The sequence below is a fragment of the Kaistella palustris DSM 21579 genome, from assembly GCF_000422265.1.
Taxonomy (GTDB): Bacteria; Bacteroidota; Bacteroidia; order Flavobacteriales; family Weeksellaceae; genus Kaistella; species Kaistella palustris.
In genome coordinates this window covers 153,315-174,207 of the sequence record NZ_KE383812.1, presented here as the reverse complement: position 1 = coordinate 174,207, position 20,893 = coordinate 153,315, and the positions used below count along the sequence as shown (strand labels likewise).

The 20,893-nt window shown below is 41.1% G+C and carries 17 protein-coding genes and 1 pseudogene; 8 read left to right on the top strand and 10 right to left on the bottom strand.

Annotated features, from left to right (window positions below):
* Window positions 1-66: 66 nt before the first annotated feature.
* Together H562_RS0110870 and galE are read left to right on the top strand one after the other, a co-directional pair.
* On the top strand, window positions 67-1,200 hold the full coding sequence (locus H562_RS0110870) for a DegT/DnrJ/EryC1/StrS family aminotransferase (protein WP_027377532.1): 1,134 nt from the start codon (window positions 67-69) through the stop codon (window positions 1,198-1,200).
* 426 nt (window positions 1,201-1,626) lie between these two features.
* On the top strand, window positions 1,627-2,643 hold the full coding sequence (galE, locus tag H562_RS0110860) for a UDP-glucose 4-epimerase GalE (RefSeq protein ID WP_027377530.1): 1,017 nt from the start codon (window positions 1,627-1,629) through the stop codon (window positions 2,641-2,643).
* Window positions 2,644-2,857: 214 nt separating this feature from the next.
* Here galE and H562_RS0110855 read toward each other — a convergent pair whose 3' ends face one another.
* The 4 genes from H562_RS0110855 to pnuC all read right to left on the bottom strand — a co-directional run bounded on the left by H562_RS0110855 (window position 2,858) and on the right by pnuC (window position 8,299).
* The gene (locus H562_RS0110855) at window positions 2,858-5,449 is read right to left on the bottom strand and encodes a TonB-dependent receptor domain-containing protein (protein WP_027377529.1); all 2,592 of its coding nucleotides are present in this window, start codon (window positions 5,447-5,449) and stop codon (window positions 2,858-2,860) included.
* A gap of 128 nt (window positions 5,450-5,577) precedes the next feature.
* Window positions 5,578-6,615 (bottom strand): endolytic transglycosylase MltG, encoded by a 1,038-nt coding sequence (gene mltG, locus H562_RS0110850; protein WP_027377528.1) that lies wholly within the window; start codon window positions 6,613-6,615, stop codon window positions 5,578-5,580.
* 17 nt (window positions 6,616-6,632) lie between these two features.
* Complete coding sequence (gene dapF / locus H562_RS0110845) at window positions 6,633-7,409, bottom strand: diaminopimelate epimerase (protein WP_034691092.1); 777 nt, start codon at window positions 7,407-7,409, stop codon at window positions 6,633-6,635.
* A 215-nt stretch (window positions 7,410-7,624) separates the two neighbouring features.
* Window positions 7,625-8,299 carry a nicotinamide riboside transporter PnuC gene (pnuC, locus tag H562_RS0110840; RefSeq protein WP_027377526.1) on the bottom strand — a complete coding sequence of 225 codons (675 nt, stop codon included), beginning with the start codon at window positions 8,297-8,299 and terminating at the stop codon, window positions 7,625-7,627.
* Window positions 8,300-9,123: 824 nt separating this feature from the next.
* On the opposite strand from pnuC, the gene H562_RS0110835 reads away from it, so the two are divergent.
* Window positions 9,124-9,450 (top strand): GIY-YIG nuclease family protein, encoded by a 327-nt coding sequence (locus H562_RS0110835; protein ID WP_027377525.1) that lies wholly within the window; start codon window positions 9,124-9,126, stop codon window positions 9,448-9,450.
* A 219-nt stretch (window positions 9,451-9,669) separates the two neighbouring features.
* On the opposite strand, the gene H562_RS15580 is transcribed toward H562_RS0110835, so the two are convergent.
* The 6 genes and pseudogenes from H562_RS15580 to H562_RS15825 form a co-directional block, all read right to left on the bottom strand.
* Complete coding sequence (locus H562_RS15580; RefSeq protein WP_084466361.1) at window positions 9,670-9,876, bottom strand: YgaP family membrane protein; 207 nt, start codon at window positions 9,874-9,876, stop codon at window positions 9,670-9,672.
* A gap of 94 nt (window positions 9,877-9,970) precedes the next feature.
* On the bottom strand, window positions 9,971-10,240 hold the full coding sequence (locus H562_RS0110830; protein ID WP_027377524.1) for a hypothetical protein: 270 nt from the start codon (window positions 10,238-10,240) through the stop codon (window positions 9,971-9,973).
* Window positions 10,241-10,338: 98 nt separating this feature from the next.
* Window positions 10,339-10,791: pseudogene (locus H562_RS15575) on the bottom strand (efflux RND transporter permease subunit); the annotation flags it as partial.
* Between the two features lie 649 nt (window positions 10,792-11,440).
* A complete protein-coding gene (locus tag H562_RS0110820; protein WP_027377522.1) occupies window positions 11,441-11,752 on the bottom strand; it encodes a rhodanese-like domain-containing protein in 312 nt (103 codons plus the stop codon).
* A gap of 70 nt (window positions 11,753-11,822) precedes the next feature.
* Window positions 11,823-12,431, bottom strand: a complete 609-nt coding sequence (locus H562_RS0110815; RefSeq protein ID WP_027377521.1) for a Crp/Fnr family transcriptional regulator — start codon at window positions 12,429-12,431, stop codon at window positions 11,823-11,825.
* A gap of 9 nt (window positions 12,432-12,440) precedes the next feature.
* Window positions 12,441-12,572, bottom strand: a complete 132-nt coding sequence (locus tag H562_RS15825) for a hypothetical protein (RefSeq protein WP_262493290.1) — start codon at window positions 12,570-12,572, stop codon at window positions 12,441-12,443.
* A 42-nt stretch (window positions 12,573-12,614) separates the two neighbouring features.
* On the opposite strand from H562_RS15825, the gene H562_RS0110805 reads away from it, so the two are divergent.
* From H562_RS0110805 to H562_RS0110775, 5 genes are all read left to right on the top strand, one after another.
* A complete protein-coding gene (locus tag H562_RS0110805) occupies window positions 12,615-14,294 on the top strand; it encodes an amino acid permease (protein WP_034691090.1) in 1,680 nt (559 codons plus the stop codon).
* A 64-nt stretch (window positions 14,295-14,358) separates the two neighbouring features.
* Complete coding sequence (locus tag H562_RS0110800; RefSeq protein ID WP_027377519.1) at window positions 14,359-15,381, top strand: WD40/YVTN/BNR-like repeat-containing protein; 1,023 nt, start codon at window positions 14,359-14,361, stop codon at window positions 15,379-15,381.
* A 157-nt stretch (window positions 15,382-15,538) separates the two neighbouring features.
* Window positions 15,539-16,897, top strand: coding sequence for an oxygen-independent coproporphyrinogen III oxidase (gene hemN / locus H562_RS0110795; RefSeq protein ID WP_027377518.1), 1,359 nt, complete (start codon window positions 15,539-15,541; stop codon window positions 16,895-16,897).
* A 208-nt stretch (window positions 16,898-17,105) separates the two neighbouring features.
* Entirely contained in the window at window positions 17,106-17,630 is a 525-nt protein-coding gene (locus H562_RS0110785; protein WP_156831991.1) for a GNAT family N-acetyltransferase, read from the top strand.
* 232 nt (window positions 17,631-17,862) lie between these two features.
* Window positions 17,863-20,784 (top strand): protein translocase subunit SecDF, encoded by a 2,922-nt coding sequence (locus tag H562_RS0110775; RefSeq protein ID WP_027377516.1) that lies wholly within the window; start codon window positions 17,863-17,865, stop codon window positions 20,782-20,784.
* Window positions 20,785-20,893 lie beyond the last annotated feature (109 nt).

Below are 20,893 nucleotides of genomic sequence, written 5' to 3'. Positions count from 1 at the left end.
GGCAGAATGACAGAATTTTAATTTTTTCAAAAATTTAATTTCGCTAAATTTGAACAAATATTTTTTATGAAAAAGATTCAGATGGTCGACTTGCAGAGTCAGTATTACAAGATTAAAGCAGATGTAGATAATGCGATGCTCAATGTCCTGAACTCTGCAGCTTTTATTAATGGGCCTGAAGTTAAATCGTTTCAAACAGAGCTGGAGCAGTATCTCGGTGTAAAACACGTAATTCCCTGTGCAAACGGAACCGATGCCTTGCAGATCGCACTCATGGCACTGGATTTAAAGGAGGGAGACGAAGTCATCACTGCAGATTTTACTTTTGCTGCTACTGTGGAAGTTATTCAGCTCTTAAAACTGAAATCGGTTTTAGTAGATGTTGATTATGACACTTTTACCATGGACACCGAAAAACTGAAAGCGGCCATTACTGCAAAAACAAAAGCCATCATTCCCGTACATCTTTTCGGGCAGTGCGCGAATATGGAAGAAATCTTAAAGATCGCCGAGGAAAATGATTTACATGTAATTGAAGATAATGCACAGGCGATCGGTGCCGATTTTACCTTTGCAAACGGAACTGTGAAGAAATCCGGAACAATGGGAATTATTGGAACCACGTCTTTTTTTCCCTCGAAAAATTTAGGCTGCTACGGCGATGGCGGTGCAATTTTTACCAATGATGATGAACTCGCCCATAAAATACGCGGAATTGTAAACCACGGCATGTATGAGCGCTATTACCATGATGAGATCGGGGTAAATTCGCGTTTAGACAGTGTGCAGGCTACCGTTCTGCGCAAAAAACTTCCGCTTTTGGATCACTATAACGAAGCCCGCCGAAAAGCAGCGGATTTTTACGATGAAGCTTTTGCCGGACATCAACACATTCTCACGCCGAAACGGGCAGCATATTCTTCGCACGTTTTCCACCAGTACACACTTCGGATTACCAACGGAAAACGGAATGAACTGCAGCAGTTCCTCGCAGAGAAGGAAGTTCCCGCAATGATTTATTATCCCGTGGCTCTGAGAAAGCAAAAAGCCTATTATCAGGAAAGCGATCCGAAAGATTTCGTAAATACCGATAAACTGCTCGATCAGGTGATCTCTTTACCCATGCATACAGAACTGGATGAGGAGCAGCTGAAATATATTACCGATGCGGTTCTGGAGTTTATGAATAAGCAGTTTTAAGAAGAAGCATCTTTCAGTTTAAATGGCTTTTTATAGTTTCGGTCGTGATTCACACTGCAATTACTCTGCTCTTTACTTTGGTTTTACTTAGATTTAGAAAGGCATCATTTATTTTAGAAGGCTTCATCTTTGACCTGATTTTTTTTATTTTAAATTTAGCAATAACGGTTTCCTTATTTGAAAAATTCCGTAAAACTGTTCTTTTAATAAACATCACTTTCTTACCGCTGTGTATCTGGTATTTCTCAATGGTTTGCTGGAATTTATATTTTGGGATTTTCAGTGATCAAAGTTTTAAGAAATCGGTGTTTATTGGATCGTACTTAATTCTTATTAACCTGTTTAAATATAAGGAATTGTACAGTGATATCGACGAAATAGGAAAATCATAAAATCAATAAATCATCACTTATCAACTTTAATAATATGACAATACTCGTTACCGGCGGTCTCGGTTATATCGGTTCTCACACTGTTGTAGAACTTTTACAAAATAATTTTCAGGTCATCATTGTTGATGATATGTCAAATTCAGAAAAATTTATTCTTGATAATATTGAGAAAGTAGCAGGAAAAAGACCTGTGTTTTTTCCCTTTGATTTAAAAAGAAAGGAATTGCTTTCCCAGGTTTTTGATGCTTATGAAATTGATGGCTGCATTAATTTTGCCGCTTACAAAGCAGTAGGCGAGAGTCAGGAAAAACCTTTGGATTATTATGAAAATAATCTGTTTTCTCTGATCAATGTTTTACAGGAATTTAAAACCAGAAATATTTCCAACTTTATATTCAGTTCGTCTTGTACGGTGTACGGACAGGCAGACGAAATGCCAATTGACGAAAATACTCCGCTGAAACTTCCGGAATCCTCTTACGGAAAAACCAAACAGATGGGCGAGGAGATCCTGAAAGATTTTGCTACGGCTTACAAAAAGAAAGTTTCTTTGCTTCGATATTTTAATCCAATCGGTTCACATCCAACTGCTTTGCTAGGAGAATTACCAATTGGAGTACCTAATAATCTTGTTCCTTACGTTACACAAACCGCGTCTGGAATTCGTGAGAAACTATCGGTCTGGGGAAATGATTATCCAACGGCAGACGGTACGGCGATCCGCGATTACATTTATGTGGTCGATCTGGCAAAGGCGCACGTAAAGGCGCTGCAGAAACTGCTTAATGAAACGTCCGAAACAGTTATAGATATTTACAATCTCGGAACGGGCAAAGGATCTTCAGTTTTGGAAGTGGTGAATGCTTTTGAAATTGCAAATGATGTGAAAGTTCCGTATCAAATTTGCGAAAGAAGAGCAGGAGATATTACTGTTGCTTACGCAAACGCCGATAAAGCCGAAAAAGAATTAGGCTGGAAAGCGGAAACTTCTTTGGAAGAAGCTTTAAGAACAACCTGGGAATGGCAGAAATATCTGGTGAATCGCGGTTAGGAGGCAGATACGAGACACGAGACACAAGACGTGAGACACGAGACACGAGACCCGAGATGTGAGACACGAGACGTGAGACACGAGACACGAGACGTGAGACACGAGACATCAGATTACAACTGAAAAATCCTGAAAAAAATTATTTTCAGGATTTTTTTATGGTTTAATAATTTTATCAACTGTCAACTGTCAGCTGTCAGTTGTGAACTGATTTTTACATTGGTGGACCTTGATCATCATCTCCGCTGGAATTGCTGTTGATGTCTTTCTTACGTTTCGGCGCCTCTACTTTGTCTCCCTGTTTGAAACGGTAGCTCAGTGAAATACTGAACTGTCGTGGCTGCCATTGCATATAGCTGTACTGGGAATAAGTTGCGGTAGTCTGGAAGTTTTCCCGCGCCCGCGTGTTGAAGATATCCTGGATATTAAATGAGATCGTACCGTTGCCTTTCCATATTGTTTGGCTGGCACCTAAATTAACCGCGTACATTGGCTCTCTTTTCTGCTGCACGGTATTTTGTGCGCCACGGTAAAAGCCCTGGATTTGAAAGCTGGTTGTTTTCGTTGGTTTAAAGGTGTTTGTCAAACGGAAGCGCGTAGAGAAACCATCACCGGAAAAATCGATCTCAGTAAGGGGATTGCCAGGGAACAGATTATAACTGCCCTCATTTTTATAACCGAAAAGATCTGCACTTCCCATGATTTTCCACCACTTGAAGGGATCGTAAGTCGCATTAATATCCAAACCATATTGCGCCTCGGTTCCTGCATTGACCGGCATGGTGTAGATCACCGTGTTTCCGTCATCATTCAGACCGCTGTACTGATACATATTCACCTCATCCTGTGATTTTTTGTAATAAAGGGTAGGATTAATGGTGAGTTTATTTTTTGATAGGTTATAACCCAGTTCAAAGGAATTCTCGTAAGTCGGATTAAGATCAGGATTACCGTTGAAGAGGTTTCTGTTGTTGTTATACGACATGAATGGTATCAGGAAAAATGACCTCGGTCTGTTGATCCTTCTGGAGTAATTTAGTAAAAGCTGATTATTCTTATCCAGATCATAACTCAAAAATACACTTGGAAAAAATTTAAGGTAATTTTTACTCACATTGATCTGCTCAGCATCGCTGATTCTTTTGAAGTTGACATCAATATCAGTATTTTCAGCTCTTAAACCCAACTGATAACCGAAATTATCGATCTTACTTTTAAACTGCGCGTAAGCCGCAAGGATATTTTCCTGGTAAGAAGTCTGGCTGGTAAAATTGGGCAGTACTGCAACCGGCCCGTTGTTTCTGCTTTCGTCTACAAAATAATCATAATCGTTTTTGTTCGCGTCGAATCTTGCGCCCGCTTCAAATTTTGATGATTCGCCAATCGGAAGTTCATAATCAGCTTTCGCGAGATATTTGGTGTTTTCGGAGGCCGTAAGAATATTGTTAAGGGCAATTGTAGGAATGTCGAGTTCATTATCGAAACCATTTTCGGTAGTCACAGAATTTCCGTCGCTTTTACTTTTCTGATAGCTTCCGGCAAGTGACAGAAGCTGGCCGCTGTCACCGATTTTCTGGTCATAACCTAAATCTGCCTGAAAGGAATTGTTCACATTTGTACCTTCATTTAAGCGGTTGGTAAACTGGTCCTCAAAGGTGTAGGGAACATTAGGATATCCCGCCGCCGTTCTGTTTTTGATGATCACATGATCAAAATACGCAGTATTTCCCGTGGATTCGTTGTTGTAGTTTCTGAACATTACCGAGGCGTTCAGCGTGGCTTTTTCTGTAAGGTCTACCAGGAAACCACTTGTGACGTTGTAGTATTTGTTTTCACTTTTATTCTCACTGTTCTGGAGTGATCTTACCGAGAATCCGTCGGTCAGTGTTTCGGGGTCCAGGAATGAATTGAATTCAGAATTGTTTGTGGATTTATTTCTGCTGTAACCGCCACCGCCGTTAATATAATACGTCCAGTTCCCTTTTCTCCAGCTTAGATTGGTGTTTAATCTGCTTGTGGGTAAATATCCCAAAGTTCCCTCCACACTTCCGTTAAAACCTACTTTTTTTGATTTTTTCAGGATGATGTTCAGGATTCCGGCAGTTCCGCTGGCTTCATATTTAGATGAAGGGTTGGTGATCACCTCAATTCTTTCGATCTGATCGGCGGGAATCGATTGCAGAGCGTTGGCACCATCATCAATACCAAGCATTGACGAAGGTTTACCATTAATTAAAAACCGCACATTCGTATTGCCACGCATGGAGACAGTTCCGTCTGTATCAACATCTACCGAAGGCACATTGGCCAAAACATCCTGAAGATTTCCTCCTTTTGCCACGATATCCAATGACGGATCGTAGACTTTCTTATCAATTTCTACGCGATACGCTTTCACTGCCTGCGCCGTGATTGTTACACCCTGGATATCCTGGGTTTTTGCGTTCGTGGCAGAACCTTCATATTCCACGGTAAAGGTTCCCAGATTTCCTGCTGAAGAGATCTGCTTGTTCACTGTGGACTTTTTGAAATCAATAGCCTCGATAATCACATCATAATTACCCGGCGTCAGCGCGATCTGGTAATTTCCTTTTTCATCGGTAAGTGTCGCATCACTGTAGAGTTTGTTGGCTTTGTTGCTGAAAGTTACCGACGCGTAAGGCACAAAGTTATTTTGCCTGTCTGCAATTTTTCCGGTTACATTTACTTTCTGCTGCGCAAAGGCTAAACTTGCAGCCCCTAAAACGAACGTTAATCCGATCGTCCTATTTCTGATGATTGATGACATCTCCATCCTGTTCCTCATAATATTATTTTGTTCTGATATACTGATTGCTATTCACTTTAAAAGTTAAATTAAACTTTTGTTTAAAATTCCATGCACTTCATAATGAGACCGATAATTCCATTATAAAGTTTGACTTTCCCTACTATTTACCTGATATCCCTGGAGTTCAGCCAGTCTTGATATGCCCTGGCATTTACTTCATGTTCTGCAGCGCTGGCGGTAAATTTATGTAAACCCGGTCGCGCCGGATCTGCACACATATAAATGAAATCATTCTTCTTTGCATTTAAAACGGCATCAACTGAATTTTTGTCGACCACGCAAATCGGTCCCGGCGGAATTCCAACATTTGCATATGTGTTGTAAGGGGAATCCTGGCGAAGGTGCTTATACATAACACGTTTCAGCGGCGCATCTCTAAAATTACTGGCTTTACTGACTGCATAGATAACGGTTGGATCACTTTGGAGCTTCATGCCTTTGCGGTAACGGTTCAGGTAAAGTCCGGCAACAGTCGGCATTTCATCGGGTTTGCCGCCTGTTTCTTTATATACCAATGAAGCGAGTGCATATATTTGATCACGGCTTAAACCTGCGTTCTGTTCCTTGGCTTTTCGTTCTGCCGACCAGAATTCGGTGTACTGGTATTCAAACTTTTTGAAAAACTCTTTAGGTGTGACTGTCCAGAAAAAGTTATAGGTATCGATAAAGAAGTATTTTTTTAGATCTTCGGCATTTGAAAGGCCTTTTCCGACTGCAATTTTATTGAGGTCTGTTGCAAAGCGCAGTGAATCGAGTTCTGTTTTCTTTGCCACTTTGCCCACCATTTGGTAAACCGTAAAGAAATCGCCTATACGGAAAGTGTTTTCAGTCTGGTTTCCGGCTTTAATCATATTTACAAGATCGGTATTGCTGTTACCGTCTGTAATTTTATAGCGGCCGGCCTGGAAAAAGCGGTTCATGTTTTTACTTTTCGCTACTTCGGCAAACTGGTCTTTATTCTTTAAATACGGCCCGATAGAATCGAGGATTGAGTTAAAATTTGCAGAATGGGGAATGAGAACAAAACCTTCTTTTGCCACATTGTTTCCGAAGTATTTGCTGTAGAACTGATAGCCGAAATAACCACCGACAAGCAGCAAAAGCAACGCTATAGCTGAAATTATTCCTGAGTTTTTATTCATCTGTTTTTCAAAAACGCTTATAAATTGATCTTTCCCCTGAAAACCTGTTTTGCGGGACCTTCCAGCCAGATATTTCTAAAGCCTTCGCCGTTTCGTTCCGCATAAACTTTCAGGTCTCCGCCCAAAACACGTACTTCAACTGACTGGGAATCTCTGTCTTTTAAATAAACCAGCGCCGAGGCGGTAACGCCTGTTCCGCAGCTGAAGGTCTCGTCTTCAACACCGCGTTCGTAGGTTCGTACAAAAAGCTGATCACTGCCAAGTTCTTCCACAAAATTCACATTGATTCCGTTCTGACAATAAGACTCAGAATTTCTGATTTTGTTACCGTTTTCGAAAACTTTATAATCTTTTAACTTTTCCACGAAGGTTACGTAATGCGGCGAGCCTGTATTCAATTCGAAATTTCCTTCATTTTCTTTAATGACATCAACGTCGATCATTTTGAGTTTAATGATTCCGTTGTTTATCTCCGCTTCATGAAGTCCATCAATCGCGGTGAACTTTGTTTTGTCCTCGAAAATATCCAGAAAGTGAGCAAAAGCGACAATGCATCTGCCGCCGTTGCCACACATGGTACTTTCATTGCCGTCGGAATTGTAATACACCATTTTGAAATCGACGTTTTCGTCATTTTCCAAAAGGATGAGACCATCGCCTCCGATACCGAATCTTCGGTCGCAAAGCTGGCTGATCAATTCTGTTTCTTTGGGGAAAGTCTGGTCACGATTATCTATCAGTACAAAATCATTTCCTGTACCCTGATATTTATAAAATTCTATGGTAGTCTGCATTGCTTAAGTAATTTAAGCCCAAAATTTGGGGAGTGCAAAGATACTGAAAACTTAATGAGAGCGTCTGCAGCCTTAAACTATATCCATTTTGCAGTTCTGAAATTGAAGAGTTCGGGATGTTCAGTACAGTGTCTTTAAAATACGGTTACTTCAGCAAACATATTCTCATTCACGATAAATTTGAGAAAGAGTGAAACTGTTACAACTATTTTTTTCTACGGTGTAACATGGTGAGGTTGAGCACTCTTTTTCCATTCGATATAGCCGGCAACAGCCATCGCGGTAAACACGAGATATTGTATAGAGGTGATCCCCAAGCCTTTATAGATCATCATGGGAATGCAGATCAGGTCACCCAGGATCCAGAAAATCCAGTTCTCGATCTTCCGTTTTGCCATCAACCACATTCCGACCAGGAAAATTGCAGTGGTGAAAACATCCAGCCAATTCGCCCAATCCAAATGGTACAGGCCAAGCCTGACGTTTTCCATTGCGAAATGATTGTCGATAAATGGTTTATAATAATACACTACAGTGACTAAAATTAAACTTACGAGAAATAAAACTCCGGCGAAGATCCATTCTTTTCTTGTCGCCCAGGAAACTTCAACGTGAATGTGGTCTTCGGAACTTTTCGACCAAAGAATCCAGCCGTAGATGCTCATCACGGTGTAATAGAAGTTGATCATCATGTCGCCGAGCAAACCGAAATTAAAAAGAATGTAAACGTAAAGTGCCGTTGAAATAATTCCTGTCGGATAAACCCAGATGTTTTTTTTAATGGAAAAATAAACGCTTAAAATACCGAATATCGTCGCGATTGCTTCCAGAACAATCTGATATGGTTCGTAAGATTCGTAAGGTGTCAGGAAGAGATCATGGAAATTCATGAGCTCAAAGATAAGTTTTTCTGAAAATAAAATTTAAGTGAAACTTTAGTCTCAGAAGTTGTCTGAAAGTCAACTTCTCAATGAATTGCGATAAGAGGTGATGAAATTGCGGCGTGAGATTCTTTCAGAATGACAAATGGTCGTCAAAAGCCACCATTTTTGTCACGTTGCAAGCGTTTTTACGTAGAGATTCCTCCGGAATGACCAATGTAGCACTGAATAATTAGTTTGCACAAAGTTTGTCACGCTGGAAGCATTTCACACACATACACAACCGACGAAGAGATTCTTTCAGAATGACAAACGATCATCAGGAAGCCACTATTTTTGTCACGCTGGAATCGTTTCCGCGTAGAGATTCCTCCGGAATGACGAATGTAGCATTGAATAATTAGTTTCCACAAAGTTTGTCACGCTGGAAGCGTCTCACACACATACACAACCGACGAAGAGATTCTTTCAGAATGACAAATGATCATCAGGAAGCCACTATTTTTGTCACGCTGGAATCACTTCGGCGTAGAGATCCCTCCGGAATGACGAATGTAGCATTGAATAATTAGTTTCCACAAAGTTTGTCACGCTGGAAGCGTCTCACACACATACACAACCGACGAAGAGATTCTTTCAGAATGACAAATGATCGTCAAGAAGCCACTATTTTTGTCACGCTGGAATCGTTTCCGTGTAGAGATTCCTCCGGAATGACAAAAGCATGCGTCAGAAGGATTTGACATATCAATAAAGAGTAAACTAAAGAACTATTGGTGATAAAATAATTGAAAGTAAACTGTAATTTATTAATTTAGTAAAAACACATTTCCATGATTGAATTTACAGAAGGGATTTATGATTTCTACGTTTACATTTTAACCAATAGAAACAGGACCGTTTTATACACAGGCGTTACAAACGATATCAGACGAAGGTTGAAAGAACATCGAGAAAAAAAGAATCCAAAAAGTTTTACTGCTCGATATAATGTTGAGTTTCTAATTTACTATGAACATTTTGGCTGGATTCAACTTGCTATTGCAAGAGAAAAAGAAATCAAAGATTTACGAAGAGAATTAAAATTAGATCTGATTAAAAGTTTAAATCCTGACTTAAAATTCTTGAATTGGCATTTTGAGATTCCTACGGAAGGATAAAAGGATTTATTGATAGTGCAGAGATTCCTTCGGAATGACAATTACCGTTACAAAACCACCATATTTGTCACGCTGGAAGCGTCTCTACGTAGAAATTCCTTCGGAATGACAAAAGTGTAAATGACAAAATCCCCCGCAAAATTAATTGAAGGGAATTGCTAAGATTAACCTTTTCAAAGTTCTGAACCTTGACAAGGTTTTACATAAGTTTGTACAAATTTAAACTTCACAAGAATTACCTTCATTACGAACTCCCAGTTTTCCTAAGATTTTATCCAACAGACACCAATTCGTTATCGAAGATTGTAGTAAATTAATTCCTACAAATCCCGTCAGCCACAACCAATTTTGGCTGACGTAAATGGACAGAAGGGTACTTGTCAAAATCATTGTTCCCGCAAAAGCGTGTTTTATTCTGGTTTTCATTTTATGTATTTTAATATTTATTTTTTTAAAATTGCTGTTCCGAATTGATCAAAGCAATGTGCACTTTGGATAATGTTTCTTTTCCTGAATTGATTTACTCAATTTTTTTAATAATTAAAGGCGTGTTTTCTTCCGGTACAAAAACAGTGAATAGTAAGGAGTCTGTTTCTGCATAAGAAGAAGCAAACCAATTATTGACTGCGTTGCTTTGAGCGTCATTTTTGAAACCTTTTGCCACATTGTAGGTAAAAGATTTTACTCCTGATTTTACCAAAATATTTTTGACTTCGCTTTCAAATTCCTTGATTGCGGGGATGAGTAATAATTTTATAATTAGTTGTTTATTTAGATTAGAATTTGTCATTCCGGAGGAAACCTAACGAAGTGGTTCGACGAAGTCAATCTCAACGCATAGACGCTTTCAGCGTGACAAACTGCGGAATGACAAATTTTTTGTATTAATTAATCTTGAAGATCTTCTTCAATTGAAACAGATTCTGCTTCGATGACCGCAGGTTCGTTGTGTGTCCATTTTTTCTTTTCAGACATATAATAAATCAGTGGAATCACGATCAAAGTCAAAAGCGTAGAAACGATAGCTCCAAATACCAATGAAATTGCCAATCCCTGGAAAATCGGGTCGAATAAAATCACCACTGCGCCAATCACCACTGCTCCAGTTGTTAATAGAATCGGTGTAGTTCTGACTGCTCCGGCTTCAATAATTGCGCGTTTTATTGGTGCTCCTTCTTTCAAACGGATTTCAATAAAGTCAATTATAAGAATCGAGTTTCGCACCATAATTCCGGCTAAAGCAATCATTCCGATAAAGGATATTGCCGTAAAGAAAGCGCCTAATAACCAGTGTCCGAGTACAATTCCAACCAACGAAAGTGGAATAGGGATCATCATCATAAAATCCATCATCGTAATTCTGGATTGGTTGAGTTTTGTGCCAAATGCTATTAAAGGACTGTTGGTCGCAGTTCCCGTGTAGGACGCGGTGACGTTTGGCAAATACATCGCGCGGGTTTGCAATAAACCGGCTTGCGCAGAATTCACTTCATCATTCGCTAATTTTACGGAGAGGTTTTGACCTTCAATTCTGGATTCTAAATCTTTTTTAGAAATTTGAATGGTGTCTTGCCCGAAAAATTTTGTAGAAATAAAAAGGAGAAATAATACTTTTTTCAAGTGTAAATTATTTGATGACAAAAGTATTGCAGTAAAAAATCCTGCACAGTGACAAATGTTACAGAGTCTACAAACATCGAAAGTTAGCAGTGTTCTTTCGCACGGCTTTTACAGATTTACACAGATGAATTCAACCTTTTAAAGGTTCCAAAGCTTGACAAGGTTAAGTGTTATTAAAAGTTTGAAATGCATTTCCCACACAGATTCAACAGATATGCACAGGTTTTTAATCAGTAACTCTGTCATTCTCACTTAAAAGGGTAATCCGTGTAAGTCTGTGAAATCCGTTAGCAGAAAAAATTCTCAAGGTTTCGTGCTAAAGCAAAACCCCGAAAAATCGAGGTTTCAAGAATGGAATATAATGATGCGTTTAAATTTTACCGTTTAAACTTCCCCAACCACCACCATTGTGAACGTCGGTATAGCCATTATTCAAAAGAATTGTTTTCGCAGAACCACTTCTCATCCCGGAAGCGCAACACGTAATAATCGTTCTGTTTTTGTCTTTTAATTTGCCAAGATTATTCTGAAGTTGATCCACCGGAATATTGATGGAACCTTTAATATGGCCACCCGCAAATTCACCTTTGCTGCGAACATCAAGGATAATTGCACCTTTTTTTACAAGGTCAGCATAATCTGTTTTTTTGAATCCGAAAAGATTATTAATGGTATCTAACATAATTTTGAGTATTTGATTGATTTAATACTGCAAATTTAGGTTAGGCAAATTGGGACTACAGTAATCTATATCACAGAAGTTCAATTTTATTTCGGGAGAGAATTAAAAGATGGTCTTTTTCCATTTGTTTCAGAACTCGGCTCGTTGCTTCACGTGTAATTCCCAATTCATCGGCTAACTGTTGATGCGTTACCGAAATTTCTTTGGAATTATACAGTTGAGTTTTCTGTTTGATGAGGTGTAAAAGTCTCGTATCAATTTTTTGGAAAGCCACCGAATTCACAACATCCAATAATTCTTCAAATCGTTTTTGATAAAGGTCAAAAATAAATTCTGTCCAGTCCGGATATTTCTTCACCCATTCTTTGGCTTTATCCGCTGGAATCAGCATAATGTCCGCATCTTCTTCTGCGATGGCTTTAATTTTAGAAGTGTCATTTTTCATTCCCGCAAAAATAGAAACGATGCAACTTTCACCGGGCGTTAAATAGTAGAGCAGGATTTCGCGACCGTCTTCTTCGGTCCGAATAACTTTAATACTTCCGGAAATAACCACCGGGATATGTTTGATATAAGAATCCATGTTCACGATGGTTTCACCTGCTTCATAATTTTTCAGGTTACCGGAATCTTCAATTTCTTTGACAAGATCAGACTGGAAAATATCTTTTAAAATCATTATTCAAAGCTAACCAAATATGTTCGTTTTGAAAATAGTAAAATGAGAGGCCAGTTTTGCTTCTTTAGAACCAAAAGGCATCATTTTAAAGGGTTCGCTTCCCTTTACAAAAAAGAAACCTGAGGAAAAATAGTTAATCATACCTAAATTTTTATATTTTTGGGAATCTTAAAAAAACAAAAAATGTCAAATCTTTGGAGAACGAAATCCCTCTCGCAGCTTTTAACAGAATCTGACGAGTCTGATAAGGGGTTGAAAAAAACACTCTCTTCCGCCTCCCTTGTTGCGCTGGGAATCGGTGCAATTATTGGTGCCGGACTCTTTTCAATTACCGGTTTAGCTGCAGCAAATTATGCAGGCCCCGGAATTATGATCTCATTTGTAATCGCCGCAATCGGTTGTGCTTTTGCAGGCTTGTGTTACGCTGAATTTGCCTCGATGATTCCTGTTGCGGGATCCGCTTATACCTATTCTTACGCCACTATGGGCGAATTCATCGCCTGGATCATCGGCTGGGATTTAGTCCTGGAATATGCCGTGGGAGCCGCAACTGTTGCCTCGAGCTGGTCGGGCTATCTCGGGAAATTCCTGAGCAGTTTTGGTGTGGCATTACCCGAAAACTTGATGACCACCCCTTTTGATGTCACTTCATCGGGCGGTATGGGTCTTGTGAACCTGCCTGCTATTTTTATCGTGGTGATCATGTCGCTGGTTTTAATTAAAGGCACCAGTGAGTCCGCATTTGTAAATACGCTGATAGTTATTATAAAAGTGGCCATTGTCATCGCATTTATAGTGGTGGGCTGGAAGTATGTAAAAGCAGAAAATCTTACGCCATTAATTCCCGAAAACACCGGCAAGTTCGGCGAGTACGGCTGGTCCGGCATTATAAGGGCTGCCGCGGTCGTCTTTTTTGCCTATATCGGTTTCGATGCGGTCTCAACTGCCGCGCAGGAAACCAAGAATCCCAAAAAATCCATGCCGATCGGCATCATGGGCTCACTTCTGATCTGTACCGTACTTTATATTGTTTTTGCTTACGTGATGGTTGGTGTAGTACATTATAAAGAATTTACCGCAGGTGGCGGTGGCGATCACCTTGCGCCGGTTGCCATAGCGATCGAAGCCATGGGAAGTGTGGTCAACGGCCAGATGGTTCCCGCTTATCCCTGGCTGAATACGACTATTATCCTGGCGATTCTGTTGGGTTACTCATCAGTGATTTTGGTGATGCTGATGGGTCAGAGCCGCGTATTCTATTCGATGAGTAAAGACGGTTTGCTGCCAAAAGTCTTCAGCGAAGTTCATCCTAAGTTCCGTACTCCTTATAAATCCAATCTGTTCTTCCTCGTTTTTGTAAGTCTTTTCGCTGCATTTATTCCCGGTAGAATTGTAGGCGAAATGACCAGTATCGGAACTCTGTTTGCCTTTATACTGGTCTGCATCGGTGTTTTGGTTTTAAGAAAAACGCAGCCCAATGCACCGCGCGCCTTCAGAACGCCTTTGGTGCCGCTGATTCCTGTGCTCGGAGTTCTGGTATGTTTCGGCATGATGGCATTTCTGCCCTTCGACACCTGGATCCGTTTGGTTTGCTGGATGATGATCGGCCTCGATGTTTATCTGTACCGCGGAATCAAAAATTCCTTCCTGGGTAAAGCAAACAACACGACCGGCGATCCCAAAAATTATTCAGTTACGGCTATCTCCGGCGCGGCGCTTACGGTGGTTCTGGCTGTACTGGCTTATCTGCACCATCAGAATGCAGAAACCGATGACAGCGGACTGATCATGTTCTCCATTGCTATGGTCGTGATTCACGCTGTGGTTTATGGTTACTACTTCTTTAAGTATAAGAAAAAGTAAGATTGAGTTATTTATTTCCCGTCCCATGTGGCGGGATTTTTTTATTTTTAAAGTTTAAAAACGTATGAAAAAGTATCTTGCGCTTGTACTTGTTTTATTTTTAAAGGTCGCTTTCGCCCAGAAAGTCGAATTCCAGACTTTACTTCAGGATAAAATCAGCATTCGGGCCCTGCAGGTCTGGGACAATAAAGTCTGGTATTCCGGAACCGATTCTAAGTTCGGTTATGTGAGTTTAAAAGATCCTGCGGATAAAAAGCAGATAAAACTTTCGGAGGAAAAATTCGAATTCCGAACACTGGCGCAGGACAGCAAATACTTTTATACCATAAATATTTTAAGTCCGGCTTTCCTTTTTAAAATTAATAAGAAGACGTTGAATCATTCAGTTCAAAAGATAGATACTGCAAAAACTGCTTTTTATGATGCGTTTATTTTTGATAAGTTCGACAGAGGAATAGCCGTAAGTGATCCCAATAAGAGTGGAAGTGCAAATCCTCTAATTTTTTTTAAAAATATTGCAAATCCTCATGAAATAGTAAGGCCTGACTTCCCCAAATATTCTCCCGGTGAAGCACATTTCGCGGCAAGCAATACCAATATCGCCATGAAAAGCGGTAAAGTTTGGATCGCCACCGGCGGAATGAGAGCCAGAATTTTCAAATTTTCCTGGAGTGACCCTTTTACCTGGGAAGCTTTTGAAACGCCTTTCATCCAGGGAACTTCTTCCACAGGAATATATTCCCTCGACTTCTACGACAAAAATTTCGGCATCGCAGTTGGCGGAGATTATACGAAACAGGCCGAAAACATCAACAATATCGCAACCACAAATGACGGTGGAAAAACCTGGCAGATCCAGGCATCCGGAACAAACGGCGGTTATAAAACCTGCGTGAAATTCCGGCCGAAATCGAAAGGGAAAGACATCATTGCAGTCGGTGATCAGAACATTGAATTTTCCAGCGATTACGGCAAAACCTGGAAAATCATCTCCGAAGAAAAAGGCCTTTACGTCTGCGAGTGGATCGATTCAAACACCGTGGTTTTCGCCGGAAAAAACCGCATCATCAAAATGACTTTAAAATAAAAATGGTGAGCTGGAAAAAAGATCACGTATGATCCGCTTTTCAACCCTTTTAAATGTCATACCCAAAACTTTCGCTCCTCTTTACATATTTTGTATTTTTGCACCATGAAATTCCACAGGGAGTTTACTTCATGTTTTTAAAAATATAAATTTCAGAATGAGTTCTTTAATCGATAAATACAATATTCCAGGACCGCGCTACACCTCTTATCCTACGGTTCCTTTTTGGGACGACAGCAGTTTCAGCAGTGAACTGTGGCAGCAGTCTGTGATCAGAACATTTAATGAAACCAATGATTCCGAAGGGATCTCGATCTACATTCACCTGCCTTTTTGTGAGCAGTTATGCACCTTCTGTGCGTGTCACAAGAGAATCACGAAGCAGCATTCCGTAGAAACGCCGTATCTCGAAAGTGTACTGCAGGAATGGGATCTTTACGTAAAACTTTTCGGCCGGACACCCAAGATCAAGGAGCTGCACTTAGGCGGCGGTACGCCGACTTTCTTTTCGCCGGCAAATCTCCGGCTGCTTCTGGAAGGTATCTTTGCAAAAGCCGAGATCGCTGAGAATCCGGAATTTTCTTTTGAAGGTCATCCGAACAATACCACCCGCGATCATTTGCAGACTTTGTATGACCTTGGTTTCCGCAGAGCGAGTTTTGGCGTGCAGGATTACGATCCGCAGGTTCAGAAAGCCATCAACAGGATACAGCCTTTCGAAAATGTAAAGAACGTGACCGACTGGGCACGCGAGATCGGCTACAAAGGTGTTTCGCATGACCTGGTTTTCGGCCTTCCTTTTCACACCTGGGAAAAAATGGAATTTACGATCCGTAAAACGCTCGAACTCAAACCTGACCGTCTGGCATTTTATTCTTATGCCCACGTGCCCTGGATCAAAGGCGTTGGTCAACGGGGTTTCGATGAAAATGACCTGCCAAGCGGCGAAGAGAAAAGAAAACTCTATGAAAACGGAAAACGCCTGCTCGAAGAATTAGGTTATATCGAAGTCGGCATGGATCACTTTGCCCTGCCGCACGACGACCTTTATCAGTCGATGATTTCCGGCGATATCCACCGTAATTTCATGGGATATTCATCCAGCAAAACCCAGCTGATGGTTGGGCTTGGCATGTCAGCGATTTCCGATTCTTGGTACGCTTTTGCACAGAACGAAAAAAGTGTGGAGAAATATCAGCAGACCGTTGCTCAGGGAATTATTCCGGTAACACGCGGACATATCCTTAACGAAGAAGACCTGGTGATCCGCAGACACATCCTTAATCTGATGTGCCGCCTGGAAACATCGTGGGACCTGCAGACCAGTTTTCCGGAGATCGAAAATGCCCTGGACGCATTAAAAGAAATGGAAACCGACGGTCTGGTCGAAATTTCAGACAATAAAATAAAAATCACCGACAAAGGCCGTGCTTTCACCAGAAACGTGGCGATGACCTTTGACCTGAGAATGATGCGCAACAAACCCGAAACGCGCATTTTCTCGATGACCATATAATATAAGGAGTAAGTATTACAGGAGCAGCTTTCAGGAGCTGCTTTTTTTTGGTTTAAAAACTTATCGGCGTTTACCGACAGCCGGGAAATTGGTAGGTTTTCTTTCTGTGTCCGGAATTGCTATCTTTACGAAAACCGGAAGAATTTATCTTTCACCTGAAATTTCAGGTATTAAACCTTTAAAAGTACTTCTTTAAATAAATATTTCGATGACCGAAAACCTGCGAATAACGAACAGTACACCCGATGATATTCCCGAAATCATGCGGCTCTGTGCTTTGGCAACCGCTTACCAGAAAGAACATTTCCCAGGTAATGTGTGGCCGGAATTTGATCGGGATTTTATCGCTGCCGAAGTTCTTGAAAACCGCCAGTTTAAAATGGTGATCGACAATAAAATCGCCTGTATCTGGGCCATCACTTTTGCCGATCCGCAGATTTGGGAAGACCGGGAAAACGGTGATGCCATCTACCTTCACCGCATTGCAACCAATCCCGAATTCCGCGGCAATAATTTTGTGCAGCTCATTGCAGACTGGGCGAAGGATTTTGCGAATGAAACGGGGAAAAAGTTTGTTCGTATGGACACCTGCGGCCAAAACGACCGGCTCATCAATCATTATAAAAGCTGCGGTTTCGGCTTTTTGGGTATGCGTAAACTGAAGGACAGCTCCGGCCTGCAGGCGCACTATCAGGATGCAGAGGTGTGCTACTTCGAGATTCGGGTTTCATAACAAACACCGCGACTTTCCGGCGGGATCATGTTTTATTTTATTGTTGTTTTACTGCGCTTTTGTACCAAAAGCTTAACGATTTTTCAGTAATATAATTCAGCTCTTGCGGAACTGAAACCCTTTGGCCTGCAAGCATGAAGGAAATTTTAAAATGAACTGTTAAATAATTCTTAATTGTAGTGAAAATCATTATATTTGCCGACTATAATTTTAATGTTGTAAACTATTAACAATGCAAGGAAAAGGACTTATTACGCTCGTTGCGGTTATTCTGGGACTTATTTGTCTTAATGAATTGTTACCAACCTGGTATGCAAGTAAAATTGAAAAACAGGCCACAGAATACGCAGGGAACGATCCTGTAAAATATCAAAAAGAGATGGCCCGTCTTTCCAAAGACACCCTGAATCTCGGTTTTACAAAACTGTATTATTCCAAAGCGAAAGAAAAGGAAATGAAGTTGGGTCTGGATCTGAAAGGCGGTATCAACGTGCTTTTGGAAATCAACCACAGAGATCTTGTTAATGATCTTACCCAGTATTCTACCAATCCTATTCTTTTGGAAACGCTGGACAGAACCGATAAAGCCCAGAAAAATTCTACCAAAAGCTACATCGATAATTTCTTTACAGAATTCGAAGCCGTAAACAAGGAAAAAGGAACCAACCTTAAACTTGCCGATCCCGAAATTTTCGGGAATACCAACCTTAGCGAGATCAAATATAATTCAACAGATGAAGAGGTAAAAAACATCATCCGAAGAAAAATCTCAGCATCTGAAGGCGCAGCTTATGAAGTGATCAGAACGCGTATCGATAAAATGGGTGTTACACAGCCAAACGTTCAGCGCGTGCCGGGAACCGGACGGATTTCTGTGGAAATGCCGGGTATCAAAGATATCGACCGTGTGAAGAAAATGCTTCAGACTTCCGCAAAACTTCAGTTCTGGGAAGTGCAGCAGCCGCAGGAAATCTTACCTTACTTCGAACAGTTGAATGCGGTAATCGCCTTGAAAGGTGATTCTCTTGGAATTCCAAAAACCACGAATTTTGTAAACTTAATGAACCTTGGTACACTCCGTTCAAACGGTGTCGGGAATATCAAACTTGCAGATACTGCCGTGGTAAACAAAGTTCTGAATTCAGATATTGCCAAGAAACTTCGTCCGAACAACATTAAATATTCGCAGTTTGTGTGGGGTTACAAGCCCGAAGCCAACGACGAAAACAGTTTGGTGCTTTACGCCATCCGTGGAAACATTAACCAGAAAGCTCCGGTTGACGGTGCTGTAGAATCTGCCCGCGTAAATTACGACGAAATGGGCAGGGTAGTGGTTGATATGCAGATGGATTCCAAAGGTTCCAAAGACTGGAAAACTTTAACAGCGAAAAACGTAAACAAACCTGTAGCCGTAACCTTGGATAATGTGGTGTACACCGCGCCAAATGTGGTCAACGAAATTCCAAACGGAAGAACGCAGATCTCCGGAAATTTCTCCCAGCAGGAAGCGCAGGATCTTGTCGATGTTTTAGGTGCGGGTAAACTGCCTGCCAGTGCCAAGATCGTACAGGCCGATGTGGTCGGACCTTCATTGGGCGCTGAATCCATCAACGCCGGTATGCTTTCCTTCTTCATCGCATTCCTTGTCGTGGTTGCGTACATTATTTTCTATTATGGTGGTGCCGGAATTTATGCGGTGATCGCCATGATCATCAACTTATTCTACATCTTCGGGATCATGGATTCTGTGGATGCGACCTTAACCCTACCTGGTATAGCGGGTATCGTACTTTCTATGGCGATGGCGGTGGATACCAACGTAATTATTTACGAAAGGACCAAAGAAGAACTCTTTGCCGGGAAAAATATTCTCGAAGCTTATAAAGATGGTTTCAAACACGCACTTTCCGCAATCATCGATGGTCACTCCACCACGATCCTTACCGCAATCGTGCTGTATATTTTCGGAACAGGACCGATCAAAGGTTTCGCAGTTACCCTGATCATCGGTATTTTAATGACCTTCTTTACTTCCGTTCTTTTATCCAGAGTGATGATCTTTGCAAGACTGAACAAAGGAAAAAGTCTTTCTGTATGGACGCCACCTACGAAAAATCTTTTCAGAAATGTCTGGATCGATTTTATCGGAAAAAGAAAATACGCCTATATGATCTCTGCATTCCTTACCGTTGCGAGTATTATTTCTATCGCCGTTAATGGCTTTAAATATGGTATCGATTTCACCGGCGGACGAAACTACGTGGTGAAATTTGAAAAACCTGTTGATGCTACAGCAGCCGAAGCTAGCCTTGCAAAACTCTTCCAGACAGAAGATGGCAAGAACTCGGCAGTTGAAGCAAAGACATTTGGTAACAACAATCAGCTGAAAATTTCTACCGATTATCTTATCGATGACGAATCACTGAAAGCTGACCAGACCATCGAGGAAAAATTATTCCAGGGACTGAAACAGGATCTTCCTGCCAACCTTTCGCTGAAGGATTTTAAATCTGCTGATGCCGGTCACGCCGGAATCGTGTCCTCTACTAAAGTAGGACCTACCGTAGCCGACGATATTAAAACCGGTGGTATGTTTGCGGTGATCGCAGCACTTGGCGGTATTTTCCTTTACATCTTACTGCGTTTCCGCAGATGGCAGTTCTCACTGGGAGCGGTTGTTGGTTTGGCGCACGATGCGATCATTATTTTGGGAACCTACTCGCTGCTTCATAAATACATGCCGTTCAATATGGAGATCAACCAGGATTTCATTGCGGCGATCCTTACCGTTCTGGGTTATTCCATTAACGATACGGTGATCGTATTCGACAGGATCCGTGAGTATTTACGTGAGAAAAAATCGCTTACACTTGCCGGACTATTCGATGATTCAATCTCGAGTACTTTGGGCAGAACCTTTAACACCTCATTTACAACCGTTCTTGTGATCCTGGCGATATTTATTTTCGGTGGTGAGAACCTGCGAGGATTTATGTTTGCGTTACTTTTGGGTATTGCGTTTGGTACGTACTCATCGATCTTCGTATCCTCGGCAATCGCTTATGATTTCCTGAAAGGCCGCCGGAAAGAAGAAAATCCGCACGGTAAAACCACCGTCGATGTAGAGGTGATCGACAAACGAACCAAGAAATAATTGACTTATTATATTCAATGTCCTTCGAAAGAGGGACATTTTTTTTGTATTTTATTTGTAGCTGTTTCCATCTTCCGCTCCCTCGCGCTTTTTCGGGATCACTCAAAGC

Coding starts and splice junctions, on each gene's coding strand:
- H562_RS0110870 (WP_027377532.1), top strand. CDS start 67: ATGAAAAAGATTCAGATGGTCGACTTGCAGAGTCAGTATTACAAGATT.
- galE (WP_027377530.1), top strand. CDS start 1,627: ATGACAATACTCGTTACCGGCGGTCTCGGTTATATCGGTTCTCACACT.
- H562_RS0110855 (WP_027377529.1), bottom strand. CDS start 5,449: ATGAGGAACAGGATGGAGATGTCATCAATCATCAGAAATAGGACGATC.
- mltG (WP_027377528.1), bottom strand. CDS start 6,615: ATGAATAAAAACTCAGGAATAATTTCAGCTATAGCGTTGCTTTTGCTG.
- dapF (WP_034691092.1), bottom strand. CDS start 7,409: ATGCAGACTACCATAGAATTTTATAAATATCAGGGTACAGGAAATGAT.
- pnuC (WP_027377526.1), bottom strand. CDS start 8,299: ATGAATTTCCATGATCTCTTCCTGACACCTTACGAATCTTACGAACCA.
- H562_RS0110835 (WP_027377525.1), top strand. CDS start 9,124: ATGATTGAATTTACAGAAGGGATTTATGATTTCTACGTTTACATTTTA.
- H562_RS15580 (WP_084466361.1), bottom strand. CDS start 9,876: ATGAAAACCAGAATAAAACACGCTTTTGCGGGAACAATGATTTTGACA.
- H562_RS0110830 (WP_027377524.1), bottom strand. CDS start 10,240: ATGACAAATTCTAATCTAAATAAACAACTAATTATAAAATTATTACTC.
- H562_RS0110820 (WP_027377522.1), bottom strand. CDS start 11,752: ATGTTAGATACCATTAATAATCTTTTCGGATTCAAAAAAACAGATTAT.
- H562_RS0110815 (WP_027377521.1), bottom strand. CDS start 12,431: ATGATTTTAAAAGATATTTTCCAGTCTGATCTTGTCAAAGAAATTGAA.
- H562_RS15825 (WP_262493290.1), bottom strand. CDS start 12,572: ATGATTAACTATTTTTCCTCAGGTTTCTTTTTTGTAAAGGGAAGCGAA.
- H562_RS0110805 (WP_034691090.1), top strand. CDS start 12,615: ATGTCAAATCTTTGGAGAACGAAATCCCTCTCGCAGCTTTTAACAGAA.
- H562_RS0110800 (WP_027377519.1), top strand. CDS start 14,359: ATGAAAAAGTATCTTGCGCTTGTACTTGTTTTATTTTTAAAGGTCGCT.
- hemN (WP_027377518.1), top strand. CDS start 15,539: ATGAGTTCTTTAATCGATAAATACAATATTCCAGGACCGCGCTACACC.
- H562_RS0110785 (WP_156831991.1), top strand. CDS start 17,106: ATGACCGAAAACCTGCGAATAACGAACAGTACACCCGATGATATTCCC.
- H562_RS0110775 (WP_027377516.1), top strand. CDS start 17,863: ATGCAAGGAAAAGGACTTATTACGCTCGTTGCGGTTATTCTGGGACTT.